Below are 26,074 nucleotides of genomic sequence, written 5' to 3'. Positions count from 1 at the left end.
TTTGATTTTATTTCATAGTTTTATTTAAATATTAAAAAGTTTAAAGATTTATAACACTTCATTTATAGAATGTTAATTTTACATTATTAATTAAAAAAAGTCTCTTTTATTATTTTAAATGAATTTTTTAGGTTTAAAAAACTTATTAACCGAAAACGTTTGAATTAAGTTTTTTTACTAATTTGTTATAATCATTAACAGAAAACTGCTGAATGTTTGCTAAATTTACACTTTAATACTTAAATAATGCCAAAAACGATAAAAAAAGTAGGTGTTCTTACTTCAGGAGGAGATTCACCGGGAATGAATGCAGCAATACGTTCAGTTGTTCGAACGTGTGCTTATCATAACATAGAATGTTTGGGAATTTATAGAGGGTATCAAGGAATGATTGAAGGTGACTTCAAGGAAATGGGACCCCGAAGTGTAAATAACATTGTAAATAAAGGAGGGACGATTTTAAAATCTGCCCGTTCACTTGAATTTAAAACACCGGAAGGTAGAAAAAAAGCTCACGATAATCTGGTAAAAGCAGGAGTAGATGCTCTTGTCGTTATTGGAGGGGATGGAAGTTTTACCGGAGGATTGATTTTTAATTCAGAATATGGTTTTCCTGTAATGGGAATTCCAGGTACAATTGATAATGATATTTTTGGAACAAGTCATACTTTAGGTTATGATACCGCCTTAAATACAGTTGTAGATTGTATTGATAAAATTAGAGACACTGCCAGTTCACATAACCGATTGTTTTTTGTAGAGGTTATGGGTAGAGACGCAGGTCATATTGCTCTTAATGCAGGTATCGGTGCAGGAGCCGAAGAAATTCTTATTCCTGAAGAAGATTTAGGTCTGGAAAGACTTTTAGATTCTCTTCAAAAAAGTAAAGCTTCAGGAAAATCATCAAGTATAGTGGTTATTGCAGAAGGCGATAAAATTGGTAAAAACGTATTCGAATTAAAAGATTATGTTGAAGCTAATCTGCCTGAATACGATGTAAGGGTTTCTGTTTTGGGACACATGCAGCGTGGTGGATCTCCGTCATGTTTCGACCGTGTTTTGGCGAGTCGTTTAGGAGTAAAAGCTGTTGAATCATTAATAGATGGAAAGTCGAATTATATGGTTGGATTACAACAGGACAAAGTAACTTTGACCCCGTTGGAACAGGCAATTAAAGGTAAATCTGAAATTGATATGGAGTTACTAAGAGTATCCGATATCATGTCAACATAAAAAAGAAACGAAGTTTATAGTGAGAAAATTAAACTTTAAATCAGTTAAATAAAAACAAAAACAAAATCGAGTAAAATGTCAAAAGTAAAATTAGGAATAAACGGATTTGGACGTATTGGAAGAATCGTTTTCAGAGAATCTTTCAATAGAGATAACGTAGAAGTTGTTGCAATCAATGACTTATTAGATGTAGACCACTTAGCTTATTTATTGAAATATGATTCAGTTCACGGTCGTTTCGACGGAACTGTAGAAGTAAAAGAAGGAAAATTGTATGTAAACGGAAGAAACATCCGTATCACTGCAGAAAGAAATCCTGCTGACTTAAAATGGAATGAAGTTGATGTTGATGTTGTTGCAGAATGTACAGGTATCTTCACAACTATCGAAACTGCAAGTGAGCACTTAAAAGGTGGCGCTAAAAAAGTAATCATTTCTGCTCCTTCTGCAGATGCTCCGATGTTTGTAATGGGGGTTAACCACGAAACTGCAAAAGCTTCTGATTTAGTTGTTTCTAACGCTTCTTGTACTACAAACTGTTTAGCTCCTTTGGCTAAAGTTATTAATGATAATTTTGGAATCGTTGAAGGTTTAATGACTACTGTTCACGCTACAACTTCAACTCAAATGACTGCTGACGGACCTTCTAGAAAAGACTGGAGAGGTGGACGTGCAGCTGCAATAAACATCATTCCTTCTTCAACTGGTGCTGCAAAAGCTGTTGGAAAAGTTATCCCTTCTTTAAATGGAAAATTAACAGGTATGGCTTTCCGTGTTCCTACTGCTGACGTTTCTACAGTAGATTTAACAGTAAAATTAGCTAAAGAAACTTCATACGAAGAAATTATGGCTGTTTTGAAGAAAGCTTCTGAAAATGAGTTAAAAGGTATTTTAGGATACACTGAAGATGCTGTTGTTTCTCAGGATTTCATTTCTGACAAAAGAACTTCAATTGTTGATGCAACTGCCGGAATTGGTTTAAATTCAACTTTCTTTAAATTGGTATCATGGTACGATAATGAGTACGGATATTCAAGTAAACTAATCGATTTGTCAGTACATATCGCAGGTTTAAAATAATATTTTATAAAATGATAAAATCCCGTTATTTCAAAGTAACGGGATTTTCTTATTTTGGCATATCTTTAATTAATGTAAAAAATACACTTTTAATTGAAGGAAAACTAACTAAAAAAAACTAAACTAAAATGAAATTAATAGTTGATAGCGGTTCTACTAAAGCAGACTGGATAGCAATTGATGATAATGGAAAGGTATTGTTTACTACACAGACTTTAGGGTTAAATCCTGAAATTCTTGATGGTCCTGAAATTATTGAAAGAGTAAATGATCGTTTTGATATTTCGCAAAATCGAAAAGAAGCTACACATTTGTTCTTTTACGGAGCTGGTTGTGGAACTGAAAGAATGCAAACAGCATTAAAAGAGGTGTTTAGAGAGTATTTTGAAAATGCGATTGTAGAGGTTCATGAGGATACCTATGCAGCCGTTTATGCGACTACACCAAAAGGAGAAGAGGCAATTGTTAGTATTTTGGGTACCGGTTCTAATTGTAGTTATTTTGATGGGAAAATATTGCATCAAAAAGTACAGTCATTAGGTTATATTGCAATGGATGATTGCAGCGGAAATGTTTTTGGAAAAGAATTGATCAGAAAGTATTATTTTAATAAAATGCCTAAAGAGCTGGCAGTTGAATTTGAAAAAGAATATAATCTGGATGCTGATTTTATCAAAAATAAGCTGTACAAAGAGCCAAATCCAAATGCTTATCTGGCAACTTTTGCTAAGTTTTTGATTCAGCACAAAGACTCTGACTTTTGTAGAAAAATTATCTTTAAAGGGATGAAATCTTTCGTTAAAAACTATATTAAACAATATGACAACTGTCAGGAAGTTCCTGTTCATTTTGTAGGTTCTATAGCCTTTTATTTAAAAGATGAATTACAGGAGATATTTGATAAATATGAACTTAAGCTTGGTAATGTTTTAAGACGTCCGATTGATGGTCTGATAGCTTATCACGTTGCAAATAAATAAAAAAATAGAATGGAAATTGCAATTATTGCGCATGATGGAAAAAAAGCAGATTTAATTAATTTTTTGATTAAAAACACAACTGTTCTGCAAAATGAAATTATAAGTTTAATAGGAACAGGTACTACCGGAGGAAAAGCTGAAGCAGCTGGTTTTAAAACAAAACGAATGCTTTCAGGACCACTAGGGGGGGATGCTCAGATAGCCGGTAGGGTAGCAGAAGGGTTAACTCAAATGGTTTTCTTTTTCAAAGATCCTCTATCGAGTCATCCGCACGAAGCAGATATTAATATGCTAATAAGAGTTTGTGATGTGCATAATGTGCCGCTGGCAACCAATGAAGCAACGGCACAATTATTATTAGATGCTATTGCACAGCGATTATAGAAATCTCAACATTTACATTTTTTGGCAGACATGCCACCTGAACCGTTTCACGTGCTGGAGCGGTTTTTTCGTTAAAATAAGAGCCGTAAACGGTATTTATTGCTGCAAAATTATTCATGTCCATGATGAAAATAGAAGCTTTTACAATATTTTCAAAAGACATATCTGCAGCTTCCAGAATAGCAGCAATGTTTTGCATTACCTGATGCGTTTCATCATTGATGTTTTCGGTCACCAGTTCTCCTGTAGCAGGGTTTATGGCTATTTGTCCTGAAGCATAAAGCGTGTTTCCTGATAAAACAGCCTGATTGTAAGGGCCTATAGGAGCAGGAGCTTTTTCGGTAAAGATTATTTTTTTCATATCAAAAATATTAAATTCTGTAATATTGATTATCGGTTAGAAGTGCTTCGTTTGTTGTATTTAATGTCGCTAAGCATTCCTGATTTTATTCCTATAAAGAAATTCCAGTTGGCATATGTACCAAGTGGTGTCCAGTTAAATGACATTCTCCAGCTCAACAAATCTCTTTCAAAACGCAGTTGAGTAAATGTAACTCCTTTTTGTACAAAATCATAACCAGTTGAAATTCCCCCTTTCCATTTAGGGGTAATATCCATATTTGCAGAAACCATTATCGAATTTCCTGAAATTTTGTTTTCCCGGCTTGTATTTGAATAAGTCAATGAATAAGCCATTGTCATGTCCCATGGGAGTTTTGAATTAAAAAATTCGGTGATTACGTTCTCAGAATCTTCTTCGGAAAACTGGCTTTTTCTTGTATCGTTCAGATCGGTATTTGTCCCAAATAAGTCATCACTACGACCTCCATTCCGCTGACTTTGTTTGTTTTCATCCTTTTTGTCATTTTTATTTGAAAAAGAATAATTCAAAGTCATATTTGCGCTTGTCATTCTGAAAAGACTTCCTCCGTTATTAATGTTGAATTCATTGATTTGCTGACCTGAGTTGTCAATTGCATAAGGGTTTAAAGTTGCAGCAAAATTGACATTCATTTTGTTGTCGAACAATTGGGTTCCTCCGCTAACACGAACAGGTTCTAAGGCAAATGTTGTTTTTCCGTCTGCATTAAAATTATAACTGGTGCTGAAATTTAAATTGTTTAACAGCATCATTTTTTTAGGTTCTGTTTTAGTGCTGTCCTTATCTGTTACTTTAGCCTCAAAAGTATTACTTAAGTCAAAACCTACGATATTGGAATTTGATTTCCCTGGCGCTCCGTAGACACCATTTTCAAATCTGGTGTAATCTTTATAAGTCGTACCGGTAGCATCTATAGCGTAGGTGTCATAATATTTTTCAAAACTCGGTGTGTAAGAGTAAGAGAAAGACGGACGCATAACATGCCGTATGGCTTGTATTTTCTTTGTGTCTCCAAACTTAAAAGTACCATAGATAGTGGTTCCTAAACTTGAACTAAAGTTATATGTTCTAAAGGCATCAAAACCATTAACTGTTTTATCTACAACTGCATTTGAGTTCTCGTCATAAGATCTGTTAATCGTTTTTGTAACCCAGGTTTCTTGATAGTTCGTCGAGGCACTTGCACTAAAGTATTTGAATATTTTAAAATTAGTACTGATCGGAATACTATGTTGCATTCCGATTTGAGCGTTTTCAAACATTTGAGGTTTGAAAAATAAAGAATCGGTAGTCGTAAAACTATTTTTACCACTCAGATTGTATTGCAAATTGATGTTTTTAATTAATCCTTTTTTTACTCCGTCTTTTCCAACAAAGGGATAAATACGATCAATACTTCCCTGTAAAGACGGAAGAGTCATGTTGATTTGTTCAGTCTGTGTATTTTGAGAATGTGTAGCAGTTAATGCTATTCTGGCTTGCGGAATTGTATTGAAAGTTTTATTCCAGGAAATGGAAGAGCTAAGTGTATTGTTTAAACTTGAACCAACGTTGGCCTGATTAATAGACTGCTTGAAATATTTACTGCTACCCATATTAACTGAAGCAGAAAAACTCGAATTCGGATTCGATTTTGAATCTTTTGAATGTGACCATTGGATATTATAAATGTTTTGTTTTGAATAATCAGGATAACCTCTTTCACTAGTTATTAAATTTTCAAAACGAACATTCACGTTTCCTCTAAACTTATATCTTTTTGCATAGGATGATTCAAATCGCAGCGCATAACTTCCGTTGGTATAATAATCTCCTAAAGCAGTTAGATCATAATTATCGCTTAAGGCAAAATAATATCCGCCGTTTTGTAAAGAAAATCCCCTGGTGTTAGAATCGTTGTAACTAGGAAGGATGATACCTGAAACACTTTTTTCCTGACTCATAGGGAAATAGGCGTAAGGCAATGCAATAGGAGTCGGAACATCTGCAATAACCATATTTGTTAAGCCAACAACTACTTTTTTATTTGGAACGAATTTTACTCTACTGGTTCTAAAATAATATTCAGGATGATCTACATCTGTAGAAGTTGTAAAACGGGCTCCTTTTAAATAATAAACTGAGTCGTTCTCTTTTTTGGTAATTTCTGCTTTTATTTTAAATTCTCCCTGTTCAGTTCTTGAGTTGTAAATTAAAGCTTTTTTGGTCTTAAAATTAAAACGGATTGAATCCGGTTTAACTTCGTTAGATCCCTGTTTGAAATTTGGGTATTGTATCAAAGTTCCTGTAGAATCTTTTATCCTTCCTGCATATACTTCGTCTTTTTCGTAATCAAGGACTATAACTCCGGATTTTAGTTCTACATCTTTATAATACAACTCAGCTTCATTATAGAGTGTGATTCTTTTTTTCTTTTGGTCTATTTTAGCGTAATCTTTGGCAATATATTTTACTTTTCCATCCAGGAAAGTCTTTTTAGGTCTTACAGTATCCAGTTTAATAGTATCAGTTATTGTTTTGGTACTGTCTGTTGCAGCAATTTTAGGTTTACTGCTTTGTTTTGCAGCTGGTAAAGGTTTCTTTTTTGGTTTTATATCTTGTGAATATAAATTACCACATCCTAATACAAGGAAAAATGATACTAAAACGATATTAAATAAGTTTGTGCGCAAAGGTTTAAATGCTATTTTTGTAAAATTATGGCTTGTTTTTTGACATGTCAAACTTACATATAATTTTTGGCAAAAATAATCAATTGTAAAAATTATAACTTTTACATTTTATTAAAATTAACTTTTAGATTTATGAACTTTTTTAACAAAACTAGACTAATTTTTAGTTTTTTTCTATTGACGATTTCATTTTGTATTTATAGTCAGGCTAATGTGTTTAAGGTTACGCTTGACGCAGGGCATGGTGATCATGATTTTGGAGCTGTTTACAGTGGTCGTATTGAAAAAAATATTGCTTTGGCTATTGTGCTTAAAGTTGGAAAAATTTTAGAGACTAGTCCTAATGTTCATGTTATTTATACCCGTAAAACGGATGTTTTTATAGATTTGGTTGAAAGAGCGAATATTGCAAACAGAGCCAATTCTAATATTTTTGTTTCAATACACTGTAATGCCAATAAGAATACCGCAGCAGACGGAACAGAGACGTATGTGATGGGTTTGAGTAAAGTAGCATCAAATCTTGAAGCTGCAAAAAAAGAGAACTCGGTTATTACTTTAGAAAAAGATTATAAACGTAAATATGAAGGATACGACCCAAATTCTCCTGAGTCAATGACGGCAATGATGCTAATGCAGGAAGAATATTTAGATAATAGTATATCATTAGCTAGTAAAATTGAGGATAATTTTGAAAAACTGGGAAAAAAACTTCGTCACGGAGGTGTAAAGCAGGCTCCTTTTATGGTGCTTCATAAGGCCTATATGCCAAGAGTTTTGGTAGAAACAGGGTTTGTGTCTAATCCAACAGAAGGGGATATTTTAAATTCAGAAGAAGGTCAAAATGATATTGCTGAAGCAATTGCGCAGGCAATTTTAAGTTATAAAAGAGAATATTTTGGAACTGGTGCTCCGGAAATTAATGAAGTAAAGCCTGCAAAAGATACTGCTAAACCTAAAACTGTTGAAACAGCTCCAAAAGCGGTGAAGGAAGCTCCTAAAGGGACTTTTTTTAAGGTACAGCTTATTGCAAGTATCAAAAAAACGCCTTTGGAACCTAAAAATTTCAAAGGCCTGAAAAATGTAACAATGATTTATGAAAATAATATTTATAAATATTTTTATCAGGAAACTTCAGATTACGAAACCGCTAAAAAATATTTGCAAGAAGCTAAAAGTAAAGGATATGGGGCTTCTTTTTTGGTAGCAACTAAAAATGGTGAAAAAATCAGTATTCAGGACGCCATCAAATAATACTGGTAAGTTCGAATATTTATATTAATTTTGTACAAATACTTACAATTTTGAAACTAACAAGAGAAATTAAAACGGCTATTTTAGTCATCGCATCCATTTTATTATTTATTTGGGGGTATAGTTTTTTAAAAGGCAGAGACCTTTTTACGAATTACAAAATATTATATGTTGAATATGATAATGTTGAGGATTTAGCGTCAACAGCTCCGGTTACATTAAACGGTCTTGTAATTGGTAAAGTAAATAAGATTACAATTAATGAAGTTACAGGTAAATTATTAGTTGAGTTACAATTAAAAACAGATTTTCCTATTTCCAAAACAAGTCAGGCATCTTTATATTCGCCAAGTTTAATTGGTGGGAAGCAAATAAAGATTGTTCCGAATTTAGCTGACAAAGATCCTGCAGAAGATGGACAGACTCTGGTAAGCAATGTTGAATTAGGTTTGACAGAATCTTTAGGAGGTAAGATAGAGCCGATTCAGCAAAAACTGGAAAAGATGCTCGTAAATATTGATGTTCTGGTTACAGGATTGAACAATACTTTAGATCAAAAAACACAAGAAAACCTGAAGAAAACAATAGCTGAGTTAAGTCAGACAATGGAGCAGTTTCATAAAGCTTCAGGAAGTCTGAATTCTATTTTAGATACTAATAAAGGTCAGATAAACGGGATCGTGACAAATTTAAACAAGATGTCAGGGAACTTCAATAAAATATCTGATACTTTAAACAAGGCTGATTTAGGGAAAACAGTCAGAAACCTGAACCAGACATTAGCTAAAGTTGATGGGCTTATGACGAATTTAAATTCAGGAAAAGGTACAGCAGGGAAATTATTAAATGATGATGCATTGTATAATAATCTGGCAAAAACTTCAAAAGAGTTAGAATTATTATTGCAGGATGTACGTCTGCATCCAACACGTTACGTAAATGTTTCTGTTTTCGGAAAGAAAAATAAACCTTATGTGGCGCCAACAGAAGAGGAGAATCCGACGACTAAAAAATAACAGCAATGAGCTATCTTGATAATATTTTGTTTGCTATAATTCTAATAGCCGGTTTTGGTTTTTTTGCTTCAAACGTCAAAAAAATCATCCGAAATATTAATTTAGGTGTTGACGTAGACAGGAAAGATAACCCTAAAGCACGCTGGACAAATATGGCTATGATTGCACTTGGTCAGTCCAAAATGGTCAAACGTCCTATAGCCGGAATACTTCATATTTTTGTATATGTAGGATTTGTAATTATCAATATAGAGTTACTCGAAATTATTATCGATGGATTATTAGGAACTCATAGAGTTTTTGCACCTTTTTTAGGGGGAGTTTATGATGTTTTGATAGCTTCATTTGAAATATTAGCAATACTTGTAATTTTTGCTGTAACCGTTTTTTGGATCAGGAGAAACGTTGTCAGACTGAAACGTTTTATTAATCCAGACTTGAATGGATTTCCTAAAAAAGATGCTAATTATATTCTGTATTTTGAAACAGTATTAATGATTCTGTTTTTATTGATGAATGCTGCCGATTTGCACTTGCAAAATGTCCCGGGAGGAGTTTTTCATAAAGCAGGTAGTTTTCCAATTAGTCAGTTTGTAGCTCCAGTTTTTAATGGAATATCAAATGAATTGGTTGTGGTTTTATTTGAAGCATTCTGGTGGCTGCATATTATAGGTATTTTGTGTTTTATGAATTACTTATATTTTTCAAAACACCTGCATATTATTTTGGCATTTCCAAATACATATTTTGCTAATTTAAAACCTGAAGGGCAATTTGATAATCTGGCATCAGTTACCAAAGAAGTGAAGTTGATGATGGATCCAAATGCCGATCCTTTTGCTGCTGCTCCGGTAGATGAAAATGCTATTCCTGCAAAATTTGGTGCAAGTGATGTTCAGGATTTAAACTGGGTACAATTATTAAATGCTTACACCTGTACAGAATGCGGGCGTTGTACATCATCATGTCCTGCAAATCAAACGGGTAAAAAATTGTCTCCACGTAAAATTATGATGGATACAAGAGATCGTTTGCAGGAAGTAGGAAAAAATATCGATGCCAATAAAGGAGTTTTTGTTCCAGATAATAAAACATTATTGAACGATTACATAACACCAGAGGAGTTATGGGCGTGTACGTCTTGTAATGCTTGTGTGGAAGAATGCCCGGTAAATATTAGTCCGTTATCTATTATTATGGATATGCGTCGTTATTTAGTAATGGAGCAAAGTGCTGCACCAATGTCTCTAAATGCAATGATGACGAATATTGAAAACAATGGTGCGCCATGGCAGTACAGCCAACAGGACCGATTGAATTGGAAAAACGAGAATTAAAAAAGTTTAATTGGTTATTCGCTTAACCGTTTAATCGATTAAATAAAAATAATTTCGGTTTTAGTTTTGTTCTTAGCTGTTAGAAGGCTATTAAAAAAGTAACGATTAACCGATTTAACAAAGAAGAAGATGTCAGAAAGTTTAGTAGTACCAACAATGGCAGAAATGCTGGCCGAAGGAAAACAGCCTGAAGTGTTGTTTTGGGTTGGTTGTGCAGGAAGTTTTGATGATAGGGCAAAAAAAATCACAAAAGCTTTTGTGCGAATTCTAAATCGTACAAATGTTTCTTTTGCTGTTCTTGGTACTGAAGAAAGCTGTACCGGAGACCCTGCAAAAAGAGCTGGAAATGAGTTTTTGTTCCAGATGCAGGCTATGATGAATATTGAGGTTTTGAATGCTTATGAGGCTAAAAAAATAGTTACGGCATGTCCTCATTGTTTTAACACTTTAAAAAATGAATATCCTGAATTAGGAGGTAATTACGAAGTTATTCATCATACAGAGTTTTTAAAAACATTAATTGATGATGGAAGACTCACTGTTGAAGGCGGGCAGTTTAAAGGCAAAAAGATCACTTTTCACGATCCTTGTTATTTAGGAAGAGCAAATAAAGTATATGAAGCACCAAGAGATCTGATTCAGAGACTGGATGTTGAACTGGTTGAAATGAAGCGTTCAAAGGCAAATGGTTTGTGTTGTGGTGCCGGAGGAGCGCAAATGTTTAAAGATGCTGAGAGAGGAAATAAAGAAGTGAATATTGAAAGAACTGAAGACGCTCTTGAAACCCACCCGGATATTATAGCTGCCGGTTGTCCGTTCTGTAATACCATGCTGACGGATGGCATTAAAAACAAAGAAAAGGAAGGACAGGTAAAAGTAATGGACATTGCAGAATTAATCGCTAATGCACAAGATTTGTAATCTAAGGTTCGAAGTAACAAAGTGACAAAGGTTCGAAGTTTTTTAACTTGAAACTTTAAACTTGAAACAAAAAAACAAACAAAAAAGAAATTTAAAAATGTATATACCTTTTGAAAATTTACCTGGTGAATCCAGAGTTTGGATTTATCAATCGAACAGAAAATTTTCTGAGGAAGAGTTTTCTGAAATCGAAACTGATTTAAAAGCTTTTGTAGAGCAGTGGGCAGCACATGGGACAAGTCTTGAAGCTTCTTTTTTACTTAAATACAATCGTTTTATTATATTGGCTGTTAATCAGGAAGTACAAACAGCAACAGGCTGTTCTATTGATAGCTCGGTAGAATTTATTCAGAGCTTAGAGAAAAAATATAATGTTGATTTGCTGGATAAAATGAATGTTACTTTCAAACTGGGGGAGCATATAGCTCATAAACCTTTAATTGATTTTAAGAAAATGGTTAAAGATAAGTCGGTTTCAGAGAATACAATTGTTTTTAATAATCTGGTTACTAATATTGAAGAATTTAATGAGGCTTGGGAAGTTCCTGCCGCGGATAGCTGGCATAGCAGATTTTTCTAAGAGACATTTATAATATTTTGAAAGACATATAATTTAGGTTTTATGTCTTTTTTTGTTGAAATTAATTTTGGTTGAAAACATTTAAAGTTTTTTTTTGGGAAATTAGTAGTTTACATGAGAAATTAAAGTTTTCTAATTTAGCCCTGATCGTAACGGCATCCTGTTGTTGCGGGGTTCGCAACAACAGATATAGTGGAGAGCAGGACTTTAGTTCTTATGAAAAAGAATATTTTCTGCTAAAAAAAAATGATTTAACCAATGGATGTTTTGGTTTTTTATGTCTTTGTTTTTTAGATTTTGGATAAGGTATAATTTTAGGAAAATCTAACATTTTAAATGCTTGACCACAGCTGTTTTTTGAGTATTTTCGTAGTATTAAATTTAATACATGAAAATAGCAATAGTTTGTTATCCTACTTTTGGAGGTAGTGGTGTAGTAGCCACTGAGTTAGGCCTCGAATTAGCCAGAAGAGGACACGAAATACATTTTATTACCTACAGCCAGCCGGTTCGATTGGCACTTTTGAATCCTAATGTTCATTATCACGAAGTAAACGTTCCCGAATATCCACTTTTTCATTATCAGCCTTACGAATTGGCTTTGTCAAGTAAACTGGTTGATATGGTGAAATTGTACAAAATTGAGTTGTTACACGTGCATTATGCAATTCCACACGCTTATGCGGGTTATATGGCAAAGCAAATGCTGAAAAATGAAGGAATTAATCTTCCTATGGTTACAACGCTTCATGGAACAGATATTACACTGGTAGGAAATCATCCTTTTTATAAACCGGCAGTTACTTTTAGTATCAATAAATCAGATTATGTGACTTCAGTTTCACAAAGTTTGAAAGACGATACATTAAAATTATTCAAAATCAAGAATAAGATTAAGGTAATTCCAAACTTTATAGAACTGGATAAAGTGGTTAAAGATCCAACAGCGCCTTGTCACCGTAGTGTTATGGCTAATGCAGAGGAGCGTATTGTTACACATATCAGTAATTTTAGAAAAGTAAAAAGAATTCCGGATATTATTAAGATTTTCTATCGCATTCAAAAAGAAATGCCAGCTAAACTGATGATGGTTGGAGATGGTCCTGAAAAAGAAAAAGCAGAACTGTTATGTCAGGAGTTAGGAATTCTGGATAAGGTTATTTTCTTTGGGAACAGTAATGAAATTGACAAAATTTTACTTTTGACTGATTTGTTTTTATTACCATCTGAAACAGAAAGCTTTGGTTTGGCCGCATTAGAAGCTATGGCTTGTGGAGTTCCTGTGATTTCAAGTAATTCGGGTGGTTTGCCTGAAGTGAATCATGATGGTGTTTCCGGATATTTGAGTGATGTAGGAAATGTTGATGAAATGGCTGAAAATGCGATTAAGATTCTTAAAGATGATAAGGTTTTGAAAGAGTTTAAAAACAATGCATTGGAAGTTGCTAAAAAATTTGATATCCAAAACATATTACCTAAGTATGAAGCGTTATATCAGAAAGCGATAGATGATTATAAGGAATAGAGGTTTTAATCAGTAAAATAAAGTGGTATGAAAAAAGTGATTTCAGTTTTGACAGTTTTTGTTTTAATTTCCTGTGGAGCAAAAAAAACATCAGATTCAACAGCTTTGTATGAAATCTTAACGGAACAATCTGATGGAGGTGGAAATATCAGGTTTTTTGAAATCCTGAGTGAACCCAACGAAATTATAATGCTTCAGAATGATCCGCATATAAAAGGTAAAATTAATCAGGAAGATATTGCTAATTCGAATTATGTAATCCTGAATATGGGGCAAAAAAACACCGGAGGTTATTCAATAGGAGTTGAAAAGGTAGAAGAAACAGATAAAAATATTATCATTACAGTAAAAGAAAATAATCCAGCCTCTGATGCAATGCTGATGCAGGTTATTACATATCCTTACACAGTAGTAAAAATAAGATCGAAAAAGGAAATAATTGTCAAATAAAAAAATCCAGCCATTTATAGTGGCTGGATTTTTTATAGGAAGTTGATTTAGTTTTTTTATAAATATTAGAATCTGAACCTTGCTCCAAATCCAACATCAAAACCAAAATTGTCGTCATCATAATAACCTGATCCAATTTCTGGTCTGGCATCAAATGATAAAGTAAGAGGGATTTCTTTAAATCTGTATTCTATACCAATATCTCCGGCAGCAAAAACATAAGTTCCACTGTCACTATAATGATCATTTCCATAATGATAATCATAATCCCAGGTTGCAATACCACCACCAACACCGGCATACCAGTTAAAACCTCCTTCAATATTCCAAACCCATTGGTAAAGTGCTACACCTTTTATAGCATCAACGTCATGATTGTCTCTCCAGCCCAAATCAAATTCAAGTCTGTTTTTTTGACTTAATCCTAATTGATATGATATTTCTCCTCCGAATCCATTATTATCTCCTAAACGTAGACCTAAAGCATGTTTAGAAATTTCCTGTGATTGAGCGGTAAAAGCGAATCCTAATAGCGCAATGGCAGATAAAATGATTTTTTTCATAAAATAAAAATGGTTATTAATTTTTTTCAAAATTACAATTACTGTTATGTTGTAACGTATAAAATTCTGTAAAATTGTTATGTAATTCCCATGTTTGTATGAAAAAAATATGCGTAATAATATAAAAAGTATGTAAGTTTTTGTTGTTGAAAGAGTTATTTTGATTTTACAATTGAAGAAAGTAATTCTGCTGTTAAAGTATCTTCCATTTCAAAAAGATTTTCTTCGGTGTCAGTAAAGTTTGACTGAGCATAAGAGAATAGTTTCCATCTTTTTTTGTGGTATTCCAGAGCGGTCAGATTTTCTATCCAGTCTCCTGAGTTTAGATAAACTGTAGATCCGTGTTTGTTTTCTTTGGTGAGAATCTTAGGTTCATGAATGTGTCCGCAGATTACATAATCGTATTTTTTTTCGATTGCTAAATCCGTAGCAGTAGTTTCAAAATCAGAAATAAATTTAACGGCCTTTTTTACACTGGCTTTTATCTTTTTTGAAAAAGAATAAGGTTCTTTGCCTAGTTTCGCCAGGCACCAGTTTGCAAAACGGTTGCAGAGAATCAAATAGTCATAACCTAAGCCACCAAGTTTCGCAATCCATTTTGAGTGTTGAACAGATGCATCAAAAACATCTCCGTGAAAAATCCATGCTTTTTTATCATCCAGTTCTAAAATCAGTTTGTCAACCAAAGAAAAGTTGCCCATATTCATATCACTGAATTTTCTTAGGATTTCATCATGATTTCCTGTAATGTAATAGACTTTTGTGCCTTTTGAAGCCATTCCGATAATACGCTGAATGACTTTTAAATGTGATTTTGGAAAGTATGATTTTCTAAACTGCCAGGCATCAATAATGTCACCATTTAAAATTAATGTTTTTGGTTTAATGCTTGAAAGATAGTTGTTTAGTTCCTTGGCATGGCTGCCATAAGTCCCCAAATGCACATCGGAAATGATGACCAGTTCGACGTTTCTTTTTTTCAATTTTTCTTAATTTGAAGTTTAACAAATAAAGCAAACCAGAATCATTTTCGTTTTATCAAAAGGTTATCAATTTGGTTTTAATTTTAATAAATTATGATTTTTTAGCCAAATGTACTTGCTTTAAATCCTGATTTTAAATTTTTTAATTTAATTCATAAAACTTACATTTGCTCAAAACTAATTATAATGGCAGGAAATAGCTACGGCACACTATATAAAGTTACCACATTTGGTGAATCTCATGGGGAAGCTTTAGGCGGAATAATAGACGGTTGTCCATCAGGAATTCAACTTGATTTTGAAGCGATTGAAGTTGAAATGTCCAGAAGAAAACCAGGGCAGTCCGCAATTGTAACACAACGAAAAGAACCGGATGCAGTTCAGTTTTTATCCGGAATTTTTGAAGGAAAAACTACAGGTACACCAATTGGATTTATTATTCCTAATACCAATCAAAAATCAGATGATTATTCACATATAAAAGATAATTACAGGCCAAGTCATGCTGATTATGTATATGATCAGAAATATGGTTTTAGGGATTATCGCGGAGGCGGAAGAAGTTCGGCACGTGAAACAGCGAGCAGAGTAGTAGCCGGGGCAATTGCAAAGCAAATGTTACCGGAAATTAAAATAAATGCCTACGTTTCATCTGTTGGGCCAATTCATTTAGATACACCTTATCAGGAACTTGATTTTTCGAAGATAGAAAGTAATCCTGTACGTTGTCCTGATGAAAAATCAGCAGCAATTATGGAAGAATATATTCGTGATATCCGTAAGCAGGGAGATACAGTTGGAGGAGTGGTTTCATGTGTGATTCAGAACGTTCCTGTTGGTTTGGGAGAACCGGTTTTTGATAAACTGCATGCTGAATTAGGAAAAGCAATGCTGTCTATTAATGCTGTAAAAGGTTTTGAGTATGGAAGCGGTTTTTCTGGTTCAGAAATGAAAGGAAGCGAACATAACGATTTATACAATCCTGACGGAACTACAAAAACAAATCTTTCAGGAGGAATTCAGGGAGGAATCAGCAACGGAATGGATATTTATTTCAGAGTAGCTTTTAAACCTGTTGCGACTATCATGCAGACTCAGGATTCATTAGATAATAAAGGAAATATTACGCCAATGACAGGAAAAGGCCGTCATGATCCGTGTGTAGTACCAAGAGCTGTGCCTATTGTTGAGGCTATGGCGGCTATTGTTTTGGCTGATTTTTATTTAATCAACAAAACATATTAATTTAAAAGCAGGCAGTGAGGGTCTTTTTTTAATTATAAAATCAAATAGATGGATACAATCCAAAATTCAAAAAAATCTTTTTTTTCAGGACTGACAGGTCAGATTTTAATAGCGATGGTTCTTGGCGCTATTTTAGGAATCATATTGCACAATTCGATTTCGACTGAGGCGGCACAATCGTTCAGCAATAAAATAAAAATGCTGGCAACTGTTTTTATTCGATTGGTTCAGATGATTATTTCTCCGTTGGTTTTTACGACTCTCGTAGTCGGAATTGCAAAATTAGGAGACATAAAAACCGTTGGAAGAATTGGTGGAAAAGCACTGGGATGGTTTTTTACTGCTTCTTTTATATCATTATTAATCGGGTTATTTTATGTGAATATTTTAGAGCCGGGAGTTGGTATAAAATTAGATGATATTGATATGGGTGCCGCATCTGAAGTTACGGCTAAAACACAAAATTTATCTTTTGAGAATTTTGTTGAACATATTGTGCCAAAGAGTATCATTGAGGCCATGGCAACAAATGAAATTCTGCAGATTGTAATTTTTTCAATCTTTTTTGGATTAGCAGCAGCTTCTTTAGGAGAAAAGGTAAAACCCGTTATTGGTGCATTAGATAAGATGTCGCACATTGTATTAAAAATGGTAAATTATGTAATGAACTTTGCTCCAATTGGAGTTTTTGGGGCTATTGCAGGTGTGTTTGCCGTTCGTGATGCAGAAGAGTTGCTGATCACTTATTTTAAATTTTTCGGTTCCTTTTTGTTAGGAATAGGTACATTGTGGGTGGTTTTAATAGCTGTTGGGTTTATTTTCTTAAAAGGAAGAATGATCGAATTATTAAAACGTATTGTAGGGCCTTTGGCAATTGCTTTTGGAACAACAAGCAGTGAAGCTGTTTTTCCTAAGTTGACCGAAGAACTTGAAAATTTTGGTGTAAAAGACAGAATCGTATCTTTTATGCTTCCGCTTGGATATTCTTTCAATCTTGACGGGAGTATGATGTATATGACTTTTGCCAGTATTTTTATTGCCCAGTTTTATAATGTACACTTAGATTTAGGAACCCAAATGGTAATGCTTTTGGTTCTAATGCTTACCAGTAAAGGAATTGCAGGTGTACCGAGAGCGAGTTTGGTTGTGGTTGCAGCAACTTGTGGAATGTTTGATATTCCGGTTGAAGGAATTGCATTGATTTTACCGATTGATCATTTTTGTGATATGTTTAGAAGTGCAACAAATGTTTTAGGAAATGCACTCGCTACTTCAGTAGTTGGCCAATGGGAAAGCAATAATGAGCAGAATGTTGCTTAAAATGATTCAGGCTTAGGTTTTATTTTTACAGATAATTTTTTAGAAAAGAGTTGTAATTTGTTTATCAAATGCAACTCTTTTTATTTTAAAGTGTATATTTGATGAAATTAGCCGAATTATGCCCCGAATACGGATGTTTTTATGTTTGTTGTTTCTGAATTGCTTTTGGAATTCGGCGGAGGCTCATCACGATAAAATTTCAGAAGCTAAAATCCATAAACTAATCAAACTGGCCTGGTCAGATTTCAAAAATTCAAATTTTGAAAAATCTCTAATTAAATCCAGAGCAGCTTTAAATTATGCTTCTTTAAAAAAGAATAATTACTTAATTGCCTATTCTTATAAAGTAATAGCTGATAATTATAGTGAATTATCGGAACTTGATAAGTCTATTTTTTTCTACAATAAAAGTTTGGCATATGCCAATAAGATTAACAACGATTCTATAAAATATAGCCTTTATAATAATTTAGGGAATGCTTACTGTTTTGAAAAAAAACAGTTTGATAAAGGGATTTATTATTATAAAAAAGCCATCGCATATGGTTTGAAAATTCATGATTTTAAGCAAGTATATTTTACAAATGTAAATATTGCATGGGCCTATTTTGATATTGGAAAGTTTAAAGAAGGAACTTCATTTTTGAAATTTATTAATACGGATCAGAAAAACAAGAGCAAATCAACAGAAGTAATTGTTGCGATGCTAAACGGGATGTATTCAGGTTATAAAAATGATTACAAAAATGCTGATTTGTACTTTAAAAAAGCAATTGAATTAGGTCAGCATAGCAAAGAAAAAAACGATTTGTCTTTTGCATATTTAGAATATTCTAATTTTTTGAACAAAGTAAAAAGATATAAAGAAGCTTATGCAAACCTGTCTCTTTATAATAAGATTACGGATGATCTGTACAGTCAGGAGAAGTTGAAAAAAGCATCTGTAGCAGGATTTAATTTGGAGCTGGATGAATATAAAAGAGAGATTGATAAGATTGAAAATGAAAAAGTTGTGCAATCTGAAAACCTCAAGAAATCCAAAATCATTGTTGTCTTATTTGTTTTAATATCATTTATTTTTTTATTCCTGATTTTTACTTTATATAAAAATAATATTATCAGAAAGAAAGTAAATGAAGAACTTTTAAAGGCAAAAGAAATCGCCGAAGAAGCGTCGCAGATGAAAACTCATTTTATTTCTACCATTAGCCATGAATTGCGTACCCCACTGTATGGTGTGGTCGGAATTACAAATATTATAGCAGATGAACACAAGGAATTATCAGGAAGTCAGTATTTGAGTTCATTAAAATTTTCGGCTCGTTATTTATTGTCTTTGGTAAATGATATTCTTCAAATCAATAAAATTGAAGAAAAAAGAGTGGTTCTTGAAAATTCGGTTTTTGATGTCTTTGAGGAAATCAATATGATTAAAAATTCATTATCCTTTTTAGCTCAGAAAAATAATAATCAGTTTTTTGTGCATATTGATTCGAATATTCCGCAATATTTGATTGGAGATAAACTCAGGCTTGGTCAGATTTTGATGAATTTGGCGAGTAATGCTCTTAAATTTACCAAAAATGGACAGGTTGAAATCATAGCTAGTTTGGTAAAAACAGAAGATAATCATCATTTTGTAGAGTTTCAGGTAAAAGATAACGGTATCGGAATTGCATCAGCCGACCAGGACAAGGTTTTTGAAAAGTTTGTACAGGTAGGTCGAAAAGAACAAGATTATCAGGGAACGGGATTGGGACTAAGTATTGTGAAAAAACTTCTTGAGTTGTTTGGAAGCACAATTTTCCTGCAAAGTGAAATAGGGAAAGGGACAATATTTACTTTTACAATTTCTTTTGAATATAATCCTGAAAAGAATAAAACTGCAATTGATGAAATTGATTTTGATTTAGAATCCACCTATCAATGCAAAGTTTTAATAGTAGATGATAATGTTATTAACCAGTTGGTTACTAAGAAAATTATAGAAAAAAATAATTATCTATGCAGTGTTGCAAATGATGGCTTTGCGGCTATTGAACTGCTGCAACAAGAAGAGTTCGATATTGTATTAATGGATATCAATATGCCTGTAATGAACGGATTTGAAACTACAAGAAAACTTCGGGCAAACGGAATTGTAACACCTGTTATTGCTTTAACCGCTTTTGATAAGGATGAAATAGCAGAAGAAGCTTTGTCTTCAGGGATGAATGATATTATAGTGAAGCCTTTTGAGTCAGGAAAATTATTTAAAATTATAAATAATCTTATTTTAGAAGAGAAAAACGTTGGCTGTTAATACCAACGTTTTTTATTTTTCTTAGAAGTGTTTGATTTTCTGGATTTATGTGCGCCTCCGCTTCTGTTTGAATTTTTAGGTTTTTCTGAAGTTGGGTCAGGGCTTCCAGCATGCCATTTGTACGGATGATCGTTAATTGTTTTTACATCAACCTTTATTAATTTTTGGATGTCTTTCCAATATGGATGCTCGTCTTTTCCACAAAAAGATATTGCAATGCCGCCATTTCCGGCACGTCCTGTTCTTCCAATTCGGTGTACATAGGTTTCAGGAATATTTGGTAAATCAAAATTGATTACAAACGGTAACTGGTCAATATCAATTCCTCTTGCAGCAATATCAGTAGCAACCAATACACCAACTTCTTTGTTCTTGAATGCATCCAAAACGCGCTGTCTTGCATTTTGGGATTTATCCCCGTGAATTGCTTCTGCAGGAATATCTTTTTTACGAAGGGCTTTTACAACATTATCTGCTCCGTGTTTTGTCCTTGCAAAAACCAATACGTTTGATAAGCCTTCTGTTTTTATTAAATGATAAAGTAAATTTCGCTTCTCAGTTTTGTCTACAAAATAGACACGCTGTTCCACATTTTCGGCTGTAGAAGAAACGGGTGATACAGTTACTGTTTCCGGTTCTGTCAAAAACATTTCGGCTAGTTCCCGTATTGCGATTGGCATAGTTGCAGAAAAGAATAAAGTTTGTCTGTTTTTAGGTGTTAGCTTTACGATTTTTTTGACATCGTTTACAAATCCCATATCCAGCATCTGGTCTGCTTCATCCAAAACCAAAACATGCAGATGATTTAAATCAAGGAAACCTTGTTTGTGTAAGTCTAAGAGTCTTCCCGGTGTAGCTACAAGAATATCAACTCCTTTTTTTAGAGTTTCTACCTGTGGGTTTTGAGAAACTCCTCCAAAAATAGTCAGTTGTGTTAGATTCGTATATTTGGCATAAGTATCAAAACTCTGTCCGATTTGTACAGCTAGTTCACGTGTAGGAGTGACAATAAGGGCACGAATTTGTTTGGCTTTTTTTGAAGAACCTACGATTCTGTGTAATTGATGAATAATCGGAATTGCAAATGCAGCCGTTTTTCCGGTACCGGTTTGTGCACAGCCAATTAAATCCCTTCCGGCCAGTACAACCGGAATAGCCTGTTCCTGAATTGGGGTAGGATTTAAATAGCCTTCTTCAAATACGGCTCTTTGTATACTTTTTGAAAGTGATAAATCTTCGAATAACATATCTTAGGTATTAGGAATTTAGTTTTAAGTACTAAATTCTGTGCAAAGATAGTTTTATTCGGCCAATCGTTTAATTGATTAAGATTTTATTTGGAAAAAGGATGGATGATAAGGCGTTGATAAATGTTTAATCGTTAAATTTTTTCATGATTTGCTTTGATAAAATCAGTTATCATATAGCCAATTAGTTTGCCGATTAAATGGTTGTTTGAAGAATTGTCTAAATCCGGAGCTCCTTCACAGATATGTAAGTATGCAGCATTTCTGTGCTGTCCGAAGTACGAAATAAACTGACGCAGCTGTTCAATTGAAAAACCGCTGATGGTCATGGCACTGCTGGCGATATTTGGAATGGCATCCAGATCAATTTCAATACCAAAAGAATCTGATTTTATGAATTCCAGTGCAGAAATCATTTCGTGGTTGAAATCTTTTTCTTCCCGAATATTAATACTGTCATAAGTATTATAGCGTACACGGTCTTCCAGTTTTTTTATAATATCAAGAACGCTTTTTGAAGTATAATTTTCGTGAAGTCCAAAAATGAAATACTTTTTAAGGAATCCTTCTTCGTAAGCATACGAAAAACCATTTCCGCTATGTCGTCCTTCCAGTATTCTAAAATCAGAATGTGCATCAAAATTGATTGCGTTTATTGGTTTTCCTTTAGCTAAAGCCGTACCTTTTATATTTCCATAAGCATTGTTATGTCCACCTCCAATAATGATAGGTGTTTTTCCTGCTTTGATTAAAGTGAAGATGATATGTGAAACTTCTTTGTCGATTTTTTCAACTAGCTGGCTCAGTTTTGAACGGTCATCAATATCGTTAAAATCAAGGTTTTCAACATCCTTCATTTCCTGAGCTACATCAATATGTCCCAGAACAATAATCTGGCTGCCTTTGCAAAAACGGTTATGCTGGATGTTTGCTATGCTTTTTATTGCACAGTCCCAGGCGGAAGCTGCGCCGGGTCTTCCGTAATTGGCACGTACACCAATATCTTCAGGGATGCCCAAAAGCACATATTTAGCGTCACTTTCTTTTAGGAAATCTATATAATTTATGCCCTTAGGAATAAGGATCATTTTTTCCCCAAATTTTATTTCACCACTTCTGTGATTGGTAACTTTTGCTAAATCATTAATCGTAAAAGGGATTAACTTATCCATAAAAAAAAATATTATCCAAAAATAATATAAAAGTGTTAACTTACGTTATTACCTTACATTAATTATTTAAATTTGTTATTAAAGAAAATTATTAAATATGGAAAACCCAAACAAAAACAACTCAAGTCTAAAGGCGGTAATCGCAGTTTTAGCAGTCCTACTTATTGGTAGTTTAGTATACATTTTTAAACTTTCTTCTGATTCAGATGTTGTAAAAACAGAACTTACTACTACATTGACAGAAAAAGAATCTGTAATGAAAGATCTTCAGGAACTGAAAGCAACTTATGATGCTGCCATTGCTGAGAATACTTCAATGTCAGATGAATTAATTCAGGAAAGAGACAAAGTTGTAGCTTTGATGGATGACCTGAATAAATCAAAAGGGGATGTTTCTAAATACAGATCTCAGGTTCAGGGGCTACAGGCTAAAATGAAAACTTTAGTAGCTGAAAATGATGAATTGAAAAAACAAAATGGTGTTTTAACAGTTCAGAGAGACAGTACAATTGTAGTCTTGGGAGAGTCTAAAAAATATAATGAAGTTTTGGTTGGTCAAAATGAAGCTTTAGCTAAAACAGTAGAAAAAGGTTCTAAACTGTCTGTTTTGAATACAAAAACAGCTGCTTACAAATTGAAAAGCTCAGGTAAGCAAATTGAAACAGACAAAGCAAGCCGTGCTGATGTTTTAAAAGTTAGTTTTACTATTGCAGAAAATCAAATTGCAAAGTCTGGGGATAAAACGTACTATGTTCAGGTTATCGATAGTAAAAACAATGTTTTAGGTGATAAAAAGACAGAAAGCTTTGGTGATAAATCTTTAACTTACAGCTTTAAAACAACTGTTCAGTACGAAAATAAAACTGTAAATGTTTCTGAAGATTTGCCAGGTAAAGATTTTGCAAAAGGAACTTATTTTATCAACATCTTTGATAATGATGAGTTGGTTTCTAAAACAAGCTTTTCTTTAAGATAAGAATTGAAAAAAATAGAGACAAAAAGAGGAGTTATGCTCCTCTTTTTTTATGCTAAAATTTGGCCTTCAATGAGCACACTTTCAATTAAGTTACTTCCAAAAGCGTATGGGATCTGATAATAGGATGAAATCGGTTTAGTAATAATTAAATTGGCTTTTTTGCCTTTTGTAATGCTTCCGTGGGTTTCTGAAATTCCCATTGCATAGGCGCCGTTTATGGTAGCGGCATTTATGGCTTCTTCGGGAGTCATTTTCATTTTGATACAGGCTGTTGCCACAACAAAATTCATGTTTCCGGATGGAGTGGAGCCGGGATTGAAATCAGTTGCCAAAGCAATAGGCAGGCCTGCATTTATCATTTCACGTGCAGGAGTATAGGGAATACTTAAAAAATAGGAGCATGAAGGTAATGCAACGGGCATCGTTTCGGTGTTTTTTAGAGCTTCCATGTCTTCAGGTTTCATGATTTCAAGATGGTCAACAGAAAGGGCTTTAAATTTTACTCCAGCCTGAATACCGCCTATAGAATTGAACTGGTTTACATGGATTTTTGGTTTTAATCCGAACTGTATTCCGGCTTCCATTATTTTTTCGGTTTCTTCAACAGAGAAATAACCGCTTTCGCAAAAGACATCAATATAATCTGCCAGTTTGTTTTTTGCTATTTCAGGAAGCATCTGGGTTATGATTTCGTCAATGTAACCAGCTTTGTTTTCTTTGTAATGCAATGGAAAAGCATGTGCTCCCAAGAAGGTCGCCTTTATCGAAATCGGGTAATTTTCGGCAAGTTTTTTTATAACACGAAGCATCTTTAGTTCTCCTTCAATCGTTAATCCATAGCCTGATTTTATTTCGACGGCTCCCGTTCCTAAATGCATTATTTCTTCGAGACGGGCTTTTGACTGCTCGTAAATATCTTCTTCGGAAGTTTCGTTTAATTTTTTTGCAGAGTTCAGGATTCCGCCACCGCGATTTGCGATTTCTTCATAAGTAAATCCATTAATTCGGTCTACAAATTCCTGTTCGCGATTGCCCGCATATACGATATGTGTATGACTGTCACACCAGGTAGGTGAAACAACTCGTCCTGTTGCATCAATAGTTTTGTCGGCTTTGATTTCCGGAAGGTTTTCCATTGAACCAAAATCAGCAATAACATTGTTTTTTATTATCAAAAAAGCATTTTTGATGGTGGGCAGAACAGTCATTTCTGCTCCTGAAACTTTTGAAACCGGGATTTCGCGAACTTGCAACAGTTCTTTTATGTTAGTGATAAGAGTAATCATTTTTTATGAGTGTTGTATAAAAACAAATTTCACAAATTATCACGAAATAATTCGTGAAATCTGTGAAATTCGTGTTTTAGATTATTTGGGTTTGATTTATTCTGAAACGGTTATTTCGAACATTTTATCCCAGTTTTTGCCTGTAACAAAAATAGTTTTAGTTTTAGGATTATAAGCAATTCCATTTAGAACATCATCTGTTGTTGTACCGGTTGTTAATTTTCGCAGACCGGAAAGATCAAGAATTCCTTCTACCGCACCAGATTCTGGATTTACAACAGCAACAGCATCTTTAAACCAAACATTCGTGTAGATTTTTCCGTTAATCCATTCCAGCTCATTAACGGCTTTAATTTTAGAAGTTCCGGAATATACATTTATATAATCTATCATTTTTTGAGTTGAAGGGTCTACTTTCCAGATTTTCTCAGTTCCATCGGTTTGATAGATATGTTTTCCGTCATTTGTCATTCCCCAGCCTTCAATTTGTTTTTCGTAATCAAAAGTTTTGTCGAGTTTTAATGTTTTAGCATCATAAATAAAACCTTTTTTGTTTTTATAGGTCAATTGAAATAATTTACCGTTTATAAAAGTAATTCCTTCTCCAAAATATTTTGAATCCAAATCAATTTTTTTGAAAACTTTACCTGTTTTATAATCGTATTTTTTTATAAATGAAGCTCCTTCCTGACCAGTACTTTCGTATAAAGTATCATTGTAAAATTCCAATCCTTCAGTAAAATCCTTTTTATCATGAGGAAAGGTATTGACGATTTTATACTTTAATAATTTAGGATTAACGTTTGAAACGAGTTCAACTCTTTTTGTAGCATCAGATGAATCACTGCCAAAATAAACAGTTGCTTTTAGGTACTGATACCCTAATTTTTGATCTTTTAATTCGAATTTGAATTTTTCTGTACCTTTTGTACTTCCGACTCTTTTGTCGTTTACAAAGTAGGCAATGCTGTCGATTTCTTTCGATTTTGGATTTAAAACAGCAATAGAAATAGCTTCCTGTGGCAGAAAATGTGCAGGAAAAGCAGAATCGTCTATAGTAAATAAAGAATTTTCACCTTTATTTTTATCTCCGCAGCCAATTAATGTAATTCCTAATAAAATGGCAGTTAGGAAGTTATGTTTTTTCATGGTTTAAAATTTGAATA

23 protein-coding genes are annotated in these 26,074 nt (G+C 33.5%); 15 read left to right on the top strand and 8 right to left on the bottom strand.

All coding sequences use genetic code 11. The features are described 5' to 3' along the window. Positions 1-246: 246 nt before the first annotated feature. The 4 genes from pfkA to GWR14_RS17525 all read left to right on the top strand — a co-directional run bounded on the left by pfkA (position 247) and on the right by GWR14_RS17525 (position 3,677). Positions 247-1,233, top strand: a complete 987-nt coding sequence (gene pfkA / locus GWR14_RS17540; RefSeq protein ID WP_163410384.1) for a 6-phosphofructokinase — start codon at positions 247-249, stop codon at positions 1,231-1,233. Between the two features lie 75 nt (positions 1,234-1,308). Next, positions 1,309-2,313 (top strand): type I glyceraldehyde-3-phosphate dehydrogenase, encoded by a 1,005-nt coding sequence (gap, locus tag GWR14_RS17535; protein ID WP_163396584.1) that lies wholly within the window; start codon positions 1,309-1,311, stop codon positions 2,311-2,313. A gap of 128 nt (positions 2,314-2,441) precedes the next feature. Next, entirely contained in the window at positions 2,442-3,293 is an 852-nt protein-coding gene (locus tag GWR14_RS17530; protein WP_163410383.1) for an N-acetylglucosamine kinase, read from the top strand. 9 nt (positions 3,294-3,302) lie between these two features. Next, complete coding sequence (locus GWR14_RS17525; protein WP_163410382.1) at positions 3,303-3,677, top strand: methylglyoxal synthase; 375 nt, start codon at positions 3,303-3,305, stop codon at positions 3,675-3,677. Here GWR14_RS17525 and GWR14_RS17520 read toward each other — a convergent pair. Together GWR14_RS17520 and GWR14_RS17515 are read right to left on the bottom strand one after the other, a co-directional pair. Then, positions 3,658-4,038: a RidA family protein gene (locus GWR14_RS17520; RefSeq protein WP_163410381.1), complete on the bottom strand. Its 381-nt coding sequence runs from the start codon at positions 4,036-4,038 to the stop codon at positions 3,658-3,660. The genes GWR14_RS17525 and GWR14_RS17520 overlap by 20 nt on opposite strands. A 29-nt stretch (positions 4,039-4,067) precedes the next feature. Beyond that, a complete protein-coding gene (locus GWR14_RS17515; protein WP_187356543.1) occupies positions 4,068-6,782 on the bottom strand; it encodes a putative LPS assembly protein LptD in 2,715 nt (904 codons plus the stop codon). A gap of 81 nt (positions 6,783-6,863) precedes the next feature. On the opposite strand from GWR14_RS17515, the gene GWR14_RS17510 reads away from it, so the two are divergent. The 7 genes from GWR14_RS17510 to GWR14_RS17480 all read left to right on the top strand — a co-directional run bounded on the left by GWR14_RS17510 (position 6,864) and on the right by GWR14_RS17480 (position 13,814). Beyond that, positions 6,864-7,985 carry an N-acetylmuramoyl-L-alanine amidase family protein gene (locus GWR14_RS17510; protein ID WP_163410380.1) on the top strand — a complete coding sequence of 374 codons (1,122 nt, stop codon included), beginning with the start codon at positions 6,864-6,866 and terminating at the stop codon, positions 7,983-7,985. A 50-nt stretch (positions 7,986-8,035) separates the two neighbouring features. Next, positions 8,036-9,001, top strand: a complete 966-nt coding sequence (locus GWR14_RS17505; RefSeq protein WP_163410379.1) for an MlaD family protein — start codon at positions 8,036-8,038, stop codon at positions 8,999-9,001. Positions 9,002-9,006: 5 nt separating this feature from the next. After that, positions 9,007-10,338 (top strand): (Fe-S)-binding protein, encoded by a 1,332-nt coding sequence (locus GWR14_RS17500; protein ID WP_163410378.1) that lies wholly within the window; start codon positions 9,007-9,009, stop codon positions 10,336-10,338. Between the two features lie 129 nt (positions 10,339-10,467). Then, positions 10,468-11,259: a (Fe-S)-binding protein gene (locus GWR14_RS17495; protein WP_163410377.1), complete on the top strand. Its 792-nt coding sequence runs from the start codon at positions 10,468-10,470 to the stop codon at positions 11,257-11,259. A gap of 97 nt (positions 11,260-11,356) precedes the next feature. After that, on the top strand, positions 11,357-11,839 hold the full coding sequence (locus GWR14_RS17490; RefSeq protein WP_163410376.1) for an ABC transporter ATPase: 483 nt from the start codon (positions 11,357-11,359) through the stop codon (positions 11,837-11,839). Positions 11,840-12,227: 388 nt separating this feature from the next. Beyond that, positions 12,228-13,364, top strand: a complete 1,137-nt coding sequence (bshA, locus tag GWR14_RS17485) for an N-acetyl-alpha-D-glucosaminyl L-malate synthase BshA (RefSeq protein WP_163410375.1) — start codon at positions 12,228-12,230, stop codon at positions 13,362-13,364. 27 nt (positions 13,365-13,391) lie between these two features. Continuing rightward, positions 13,392-13,814, top strand: a complete 423-nt coding sequence (locus GWR14_RS17480) for a protease complex subunit PrcB family protein (RefSeq protein WP_163410374.1) — start codon at positions 13,392-13,394, stop codon at positions 13,812-13,814. A gap of 65 nt (positions 13,815-13,879) precedes the next feature. Here GWR14_RS17480 and GWR14_RS17475 read toward each other — a convergent pair whose 3' ends face one another. Together GWR14_RS17475 and GWR14_RS17470 are read right to left on the bottom strand one after the other, a co-directional pair. After that, positions 13,880-14,377 carry a hypothetical protein gene (locus GWR14_RS17475; protein WP_163410373.1) on the bottom strand — a complete coding sequence of 166 codons (498 nt, stop codon included), beginning with the start codon at positions 14,375-14,377 and terminating at the stop codon, positions 13,880-13,882. A 155-nt stretch (positions 14,378-14,532) separates the two neighbouring features. Beyond that, positions 14,533-15,360 carry a UDP-2,3-diacylglucosamine diphosphatase gene (locus tag GWR14_RS17470; RefSeq protein ID WP_163410372.1) on the bottom strand — a complete coding sequence of 276 codons (828 nt, stop codon included), beginning with the start codon at positions 15,358-15,360 and terminating at the stop codon, positions 14,533-14,535. Positions 15,361-15,546: 186 nt separating this feature from the next. Here GWR14_RS17470 and aroC point away from each other — a divergent pair, with 186 nt between their 5' ends. The 3 genes from aroC to GWR14_RS17455 all read left to right on the top strand — a co-directional run bounded on the left by aroC (position 15,547) and on the right by GWR14_RS17455 (position 20,227). Then, positions 15,547-16,605, top strand: coding sequence for a chorismate synthase (aroC, locus tag GWR14_RS17465; protein ID WP_163410371.1), 1,059 nt, complete (start codon positions 15,547-15,549; stop codon positions 16,603-16,605). Between the two features lie 48 nt (positions 16,606-16,653). Beyond that, a complete protein-coding gene (locus GWR14_RS17460) occupies positions 16,654-17,925 on the top strand; it encodes a dicarboxylate/amino acid:cation symporter (RefSeq protein WP_163410370.1) in 1,272 nt (423 codons plus the stop codon). Between the two features lie 118 nt (positions 17,926-18,043). Beyond that, complete coding sequence (locus tag GWR14_RS17455) at positions 18,044-20,227, top strand: tetratricopeptide repeat-containing hybrid sensor histidine kinase/response regulator (RefSeq protein ID WP_163410369.1); 2,184 nt, start codon at positions 18,044-18,046, stop codon at positions 20,225-20,227. Here the strand turns inward: GWR14_RS17455 and GWR14_RS17450 are convergent. After that, positions 20,224-21,474, bottom strand: a complete 1,251-nt coding sequence (locus tag GWR14_RS17450) for a DEAD/DEAH box helicase (RefSeq protein ID WP_163410368.1) — start codon at positions 21,472-21,474, stop codon at positions 20,224-20,226. The genes GWR14_RS17455 and GWR14_RS17450 overlap by 4 nt on opposite strands. A gap of 134 nt (positions 21,475-21,608) precedes the next feature. Next, complete coding sequence (locus GWR14_RS17445) at positions 21,609-22,646, bottom strand: formimidoylglutamase (protein ID WP_163410367.1); 1,038 nt, start codon at positions 22,644-22,646, stop codon at positions 21,609-21,611. A 97-nt stretch (positions 22,647-22,743) separates the two neighbouring features. Here GWR14_RS17445 and GWR14_RS17440 point away from each other — a divergent pair, with 97 nt between their 5' ends. Next, positions 22,744-23,622, top strand: a complete 879-nt coding sequence (locus GWR14_RS17440) for a hypothetical protein (RefSeq protein ID WP_163410366.1) — start codon at positions 22,744-22,746, stop codon at positions 23,620-23,622. A 47-nt stretch (positions 23,623-23,669) separates the two neighbouring features. Here the strand turns inward: GWR14_RS17440 and hutI are convergent, their stop codons facing one another. Both hutI and GWR14_RS17430 read right to left on the bottom strand, forming a co-directional pair. Further along, entirely contained in the window at positions 23,670-24,908 is a 1,239-nt protein-coding gene (gene hutI / locus GWR14_RS17435; RefSeq protein ID WP_163410365.1) for an imidazolonepropionase, read from the bottom strand. Positions 24,909-25,004: 96 nt separating this feature from the next. After that, the gene (locus GWR14_RS17430) at positions 25,005-26,057 is read right to left on the bottom strand and encodes a glutaminyl-peptide cyclotransferase (protein WP_163410364.1); all 1,053 of its coding nucleotides are present in this window, start codon (positions 26,055-26,057) and stop codon (positions 25,005-25,007) included. Positions 26,058-26,074 lie beyond the last annotated feature (17 nt).

Source organism: Flavobacterium ajazii, assembly GCF_010614725.1.
GTDB classification, from domain to species: Bacteria; Bacteroidota; Bacteroidia; order Flavobacteriales; family Flavobacteriaceae; genus Flavobacterium; species Flavobacterium ajazii.
This window is presented reverse-complemented; position numbering and strand designations above follow the sequence as displayed.

What these genes read in the sequence shown, in the direction of transcription:
- pfkA (WP_163410384.1), top strand. Translation starts at nt 247, where the DNA reads ATGCCAAAAACGATAAAAAAAGTAGGTGTTCTTACTTCAGGAGGAGAT.
- gap (WP_163396584.1), top strand. Translation starts at nt 1,309, where the DNA reads ATGTCAAAAGTAAAATTAGGAATAAACGGATTTGGACGTATTGGAAGA.
- GWR14_RS17530 (WP_163410383.1), top strand. Translation starts at nt 2,442, where the DNA reads ATGAAATTAATAGTTGATAGCGGTTCTACTAAAGCAGACTGGATAGCA.
- GWR14_RS17525 (WP_163410382.1), top strand. Translation starts at nt 3,303, where the DNA reads ATGGAAATTGCAATTATTGCGCATGATGGAAAAAAAGCAGATTTAATT.
- GWR14_RS17520 (WP_163410381.1), bottom strand. Translation starts at nt 4,038, where the DNA reads ATGAAAAAAATAATCTTTACCGAAAAAGCTCCTGCTCCTATAGGCCCT.
- GWR14_RS17510 (WP_163410380.1), top strand. Translation starts at nt 6,864, where the DNA reads ATGAACTTTTTTAACAAAACTAGACTAATTTTTAGTTTTTTTCTATTG.
- GWR14_RS17500 (WP_163410378.1), top strand. Translation starts at nt 9,007, where the DNA reads ATGAGCTATCTTGATAATATTTTGTTTGCTATAATTCTAATAGCCGGT.
- GWR14_RS17495 (WP_163410377.1), top strand. Translation starts at nt 10,468, where the DNA reads ATGTCAGAAAGTTTAGTAGTACCAACAATGGCAGAAATGCTGGCCGAA.
- GWR14_RS17490 (WP_163410376.1), top strand. Translation starts at nt 11,357, where the DNA reads ATGTATATACCTTTTGAAAATTTACCTGGTGAATCCAGAGTTTGGATT.
- bshA (WP_163410375.1), top strand. Translation starts at nt 12,228, where the DNA reads ATGAAAATAGCAATAGTTTGTTATCCTACTTTTGGAGGTAGTGGTGTA.
- GWR14_RS17480 (WP_163410374.1), top strand. Translation starts at nt 13,392, where the DNA reads ATGAAAAAAGTGATTTCAGTTTTGACAGTTTTTGTTTTAATTTCCTGT.
- GWR14_RS17475 (WP_163410373.1), bottom strand. Translation starts at nt 14,377, where the DNA reads ATGAAAAAAATCATTTTATCTGCCATTGCGCTATTAGGATTCGCTTTT.
- aroC (WP_163410371.1), top strand. Translation starts at nt 15,547, where the DNA reads ATGGCAGGAAATAGCTACGGCACACTATATAAAGTTACCACATTTGGT.
- GWR14_RS17460 (WP_163410370.1), top strand. Translation starts at nt 16,654, where the DNA reads ATGGATACAATCCAAAATTCAAAAAAATCTTTTTTTTCAGGACTGACA.
- GWR14_RS17455 (WP_163410369.1), top strand. Translation starts at nt 18,044, where the DNA reads ATGCCCCGAATACGGATGTTTTTATGTTTGTTGTTTCTGAATTGCTTT.
- GWR14_RS17450 (WP_163410368.1), bottom strand. Translation starts at nt 21,474, where the DNA reads ATGTTATTCGAAGATTTATCACTTTCAAAAAGTATACAAAGAGCCGTA.
- GWR14_RS17445 (WP_163410367.1), bottom strand. Translation starts at nt 22,646, where the DNA reads ATGGATAAGTTAATCCCTTTTACGATTAATGATTTAGCAAAAGTTACC.
- GWR14_RS17440 (WP_163410366.1), top strand. Translation starts at nt 22,744, where the DNA reads ATGGAAAACCCAAACAAAAACAACTCAAGTCTAAAGGCGGTAATCGCA.
- hutI (WP_163410365.1), bottom strand. Translation starts at nt 24,908, where the DNA reads ATGATTACTCTTATCACTAACATAAAAGAACTGTTGCAAGTTCGCGAA.
- GWR14_RS17430 (WP_163410364.1), bottom strand. Translation starts at nt 26,057, where the DNA reads ATGAAAAAACATAACTTCCTAACTGCCATTTTATTAGGAATTACATTA.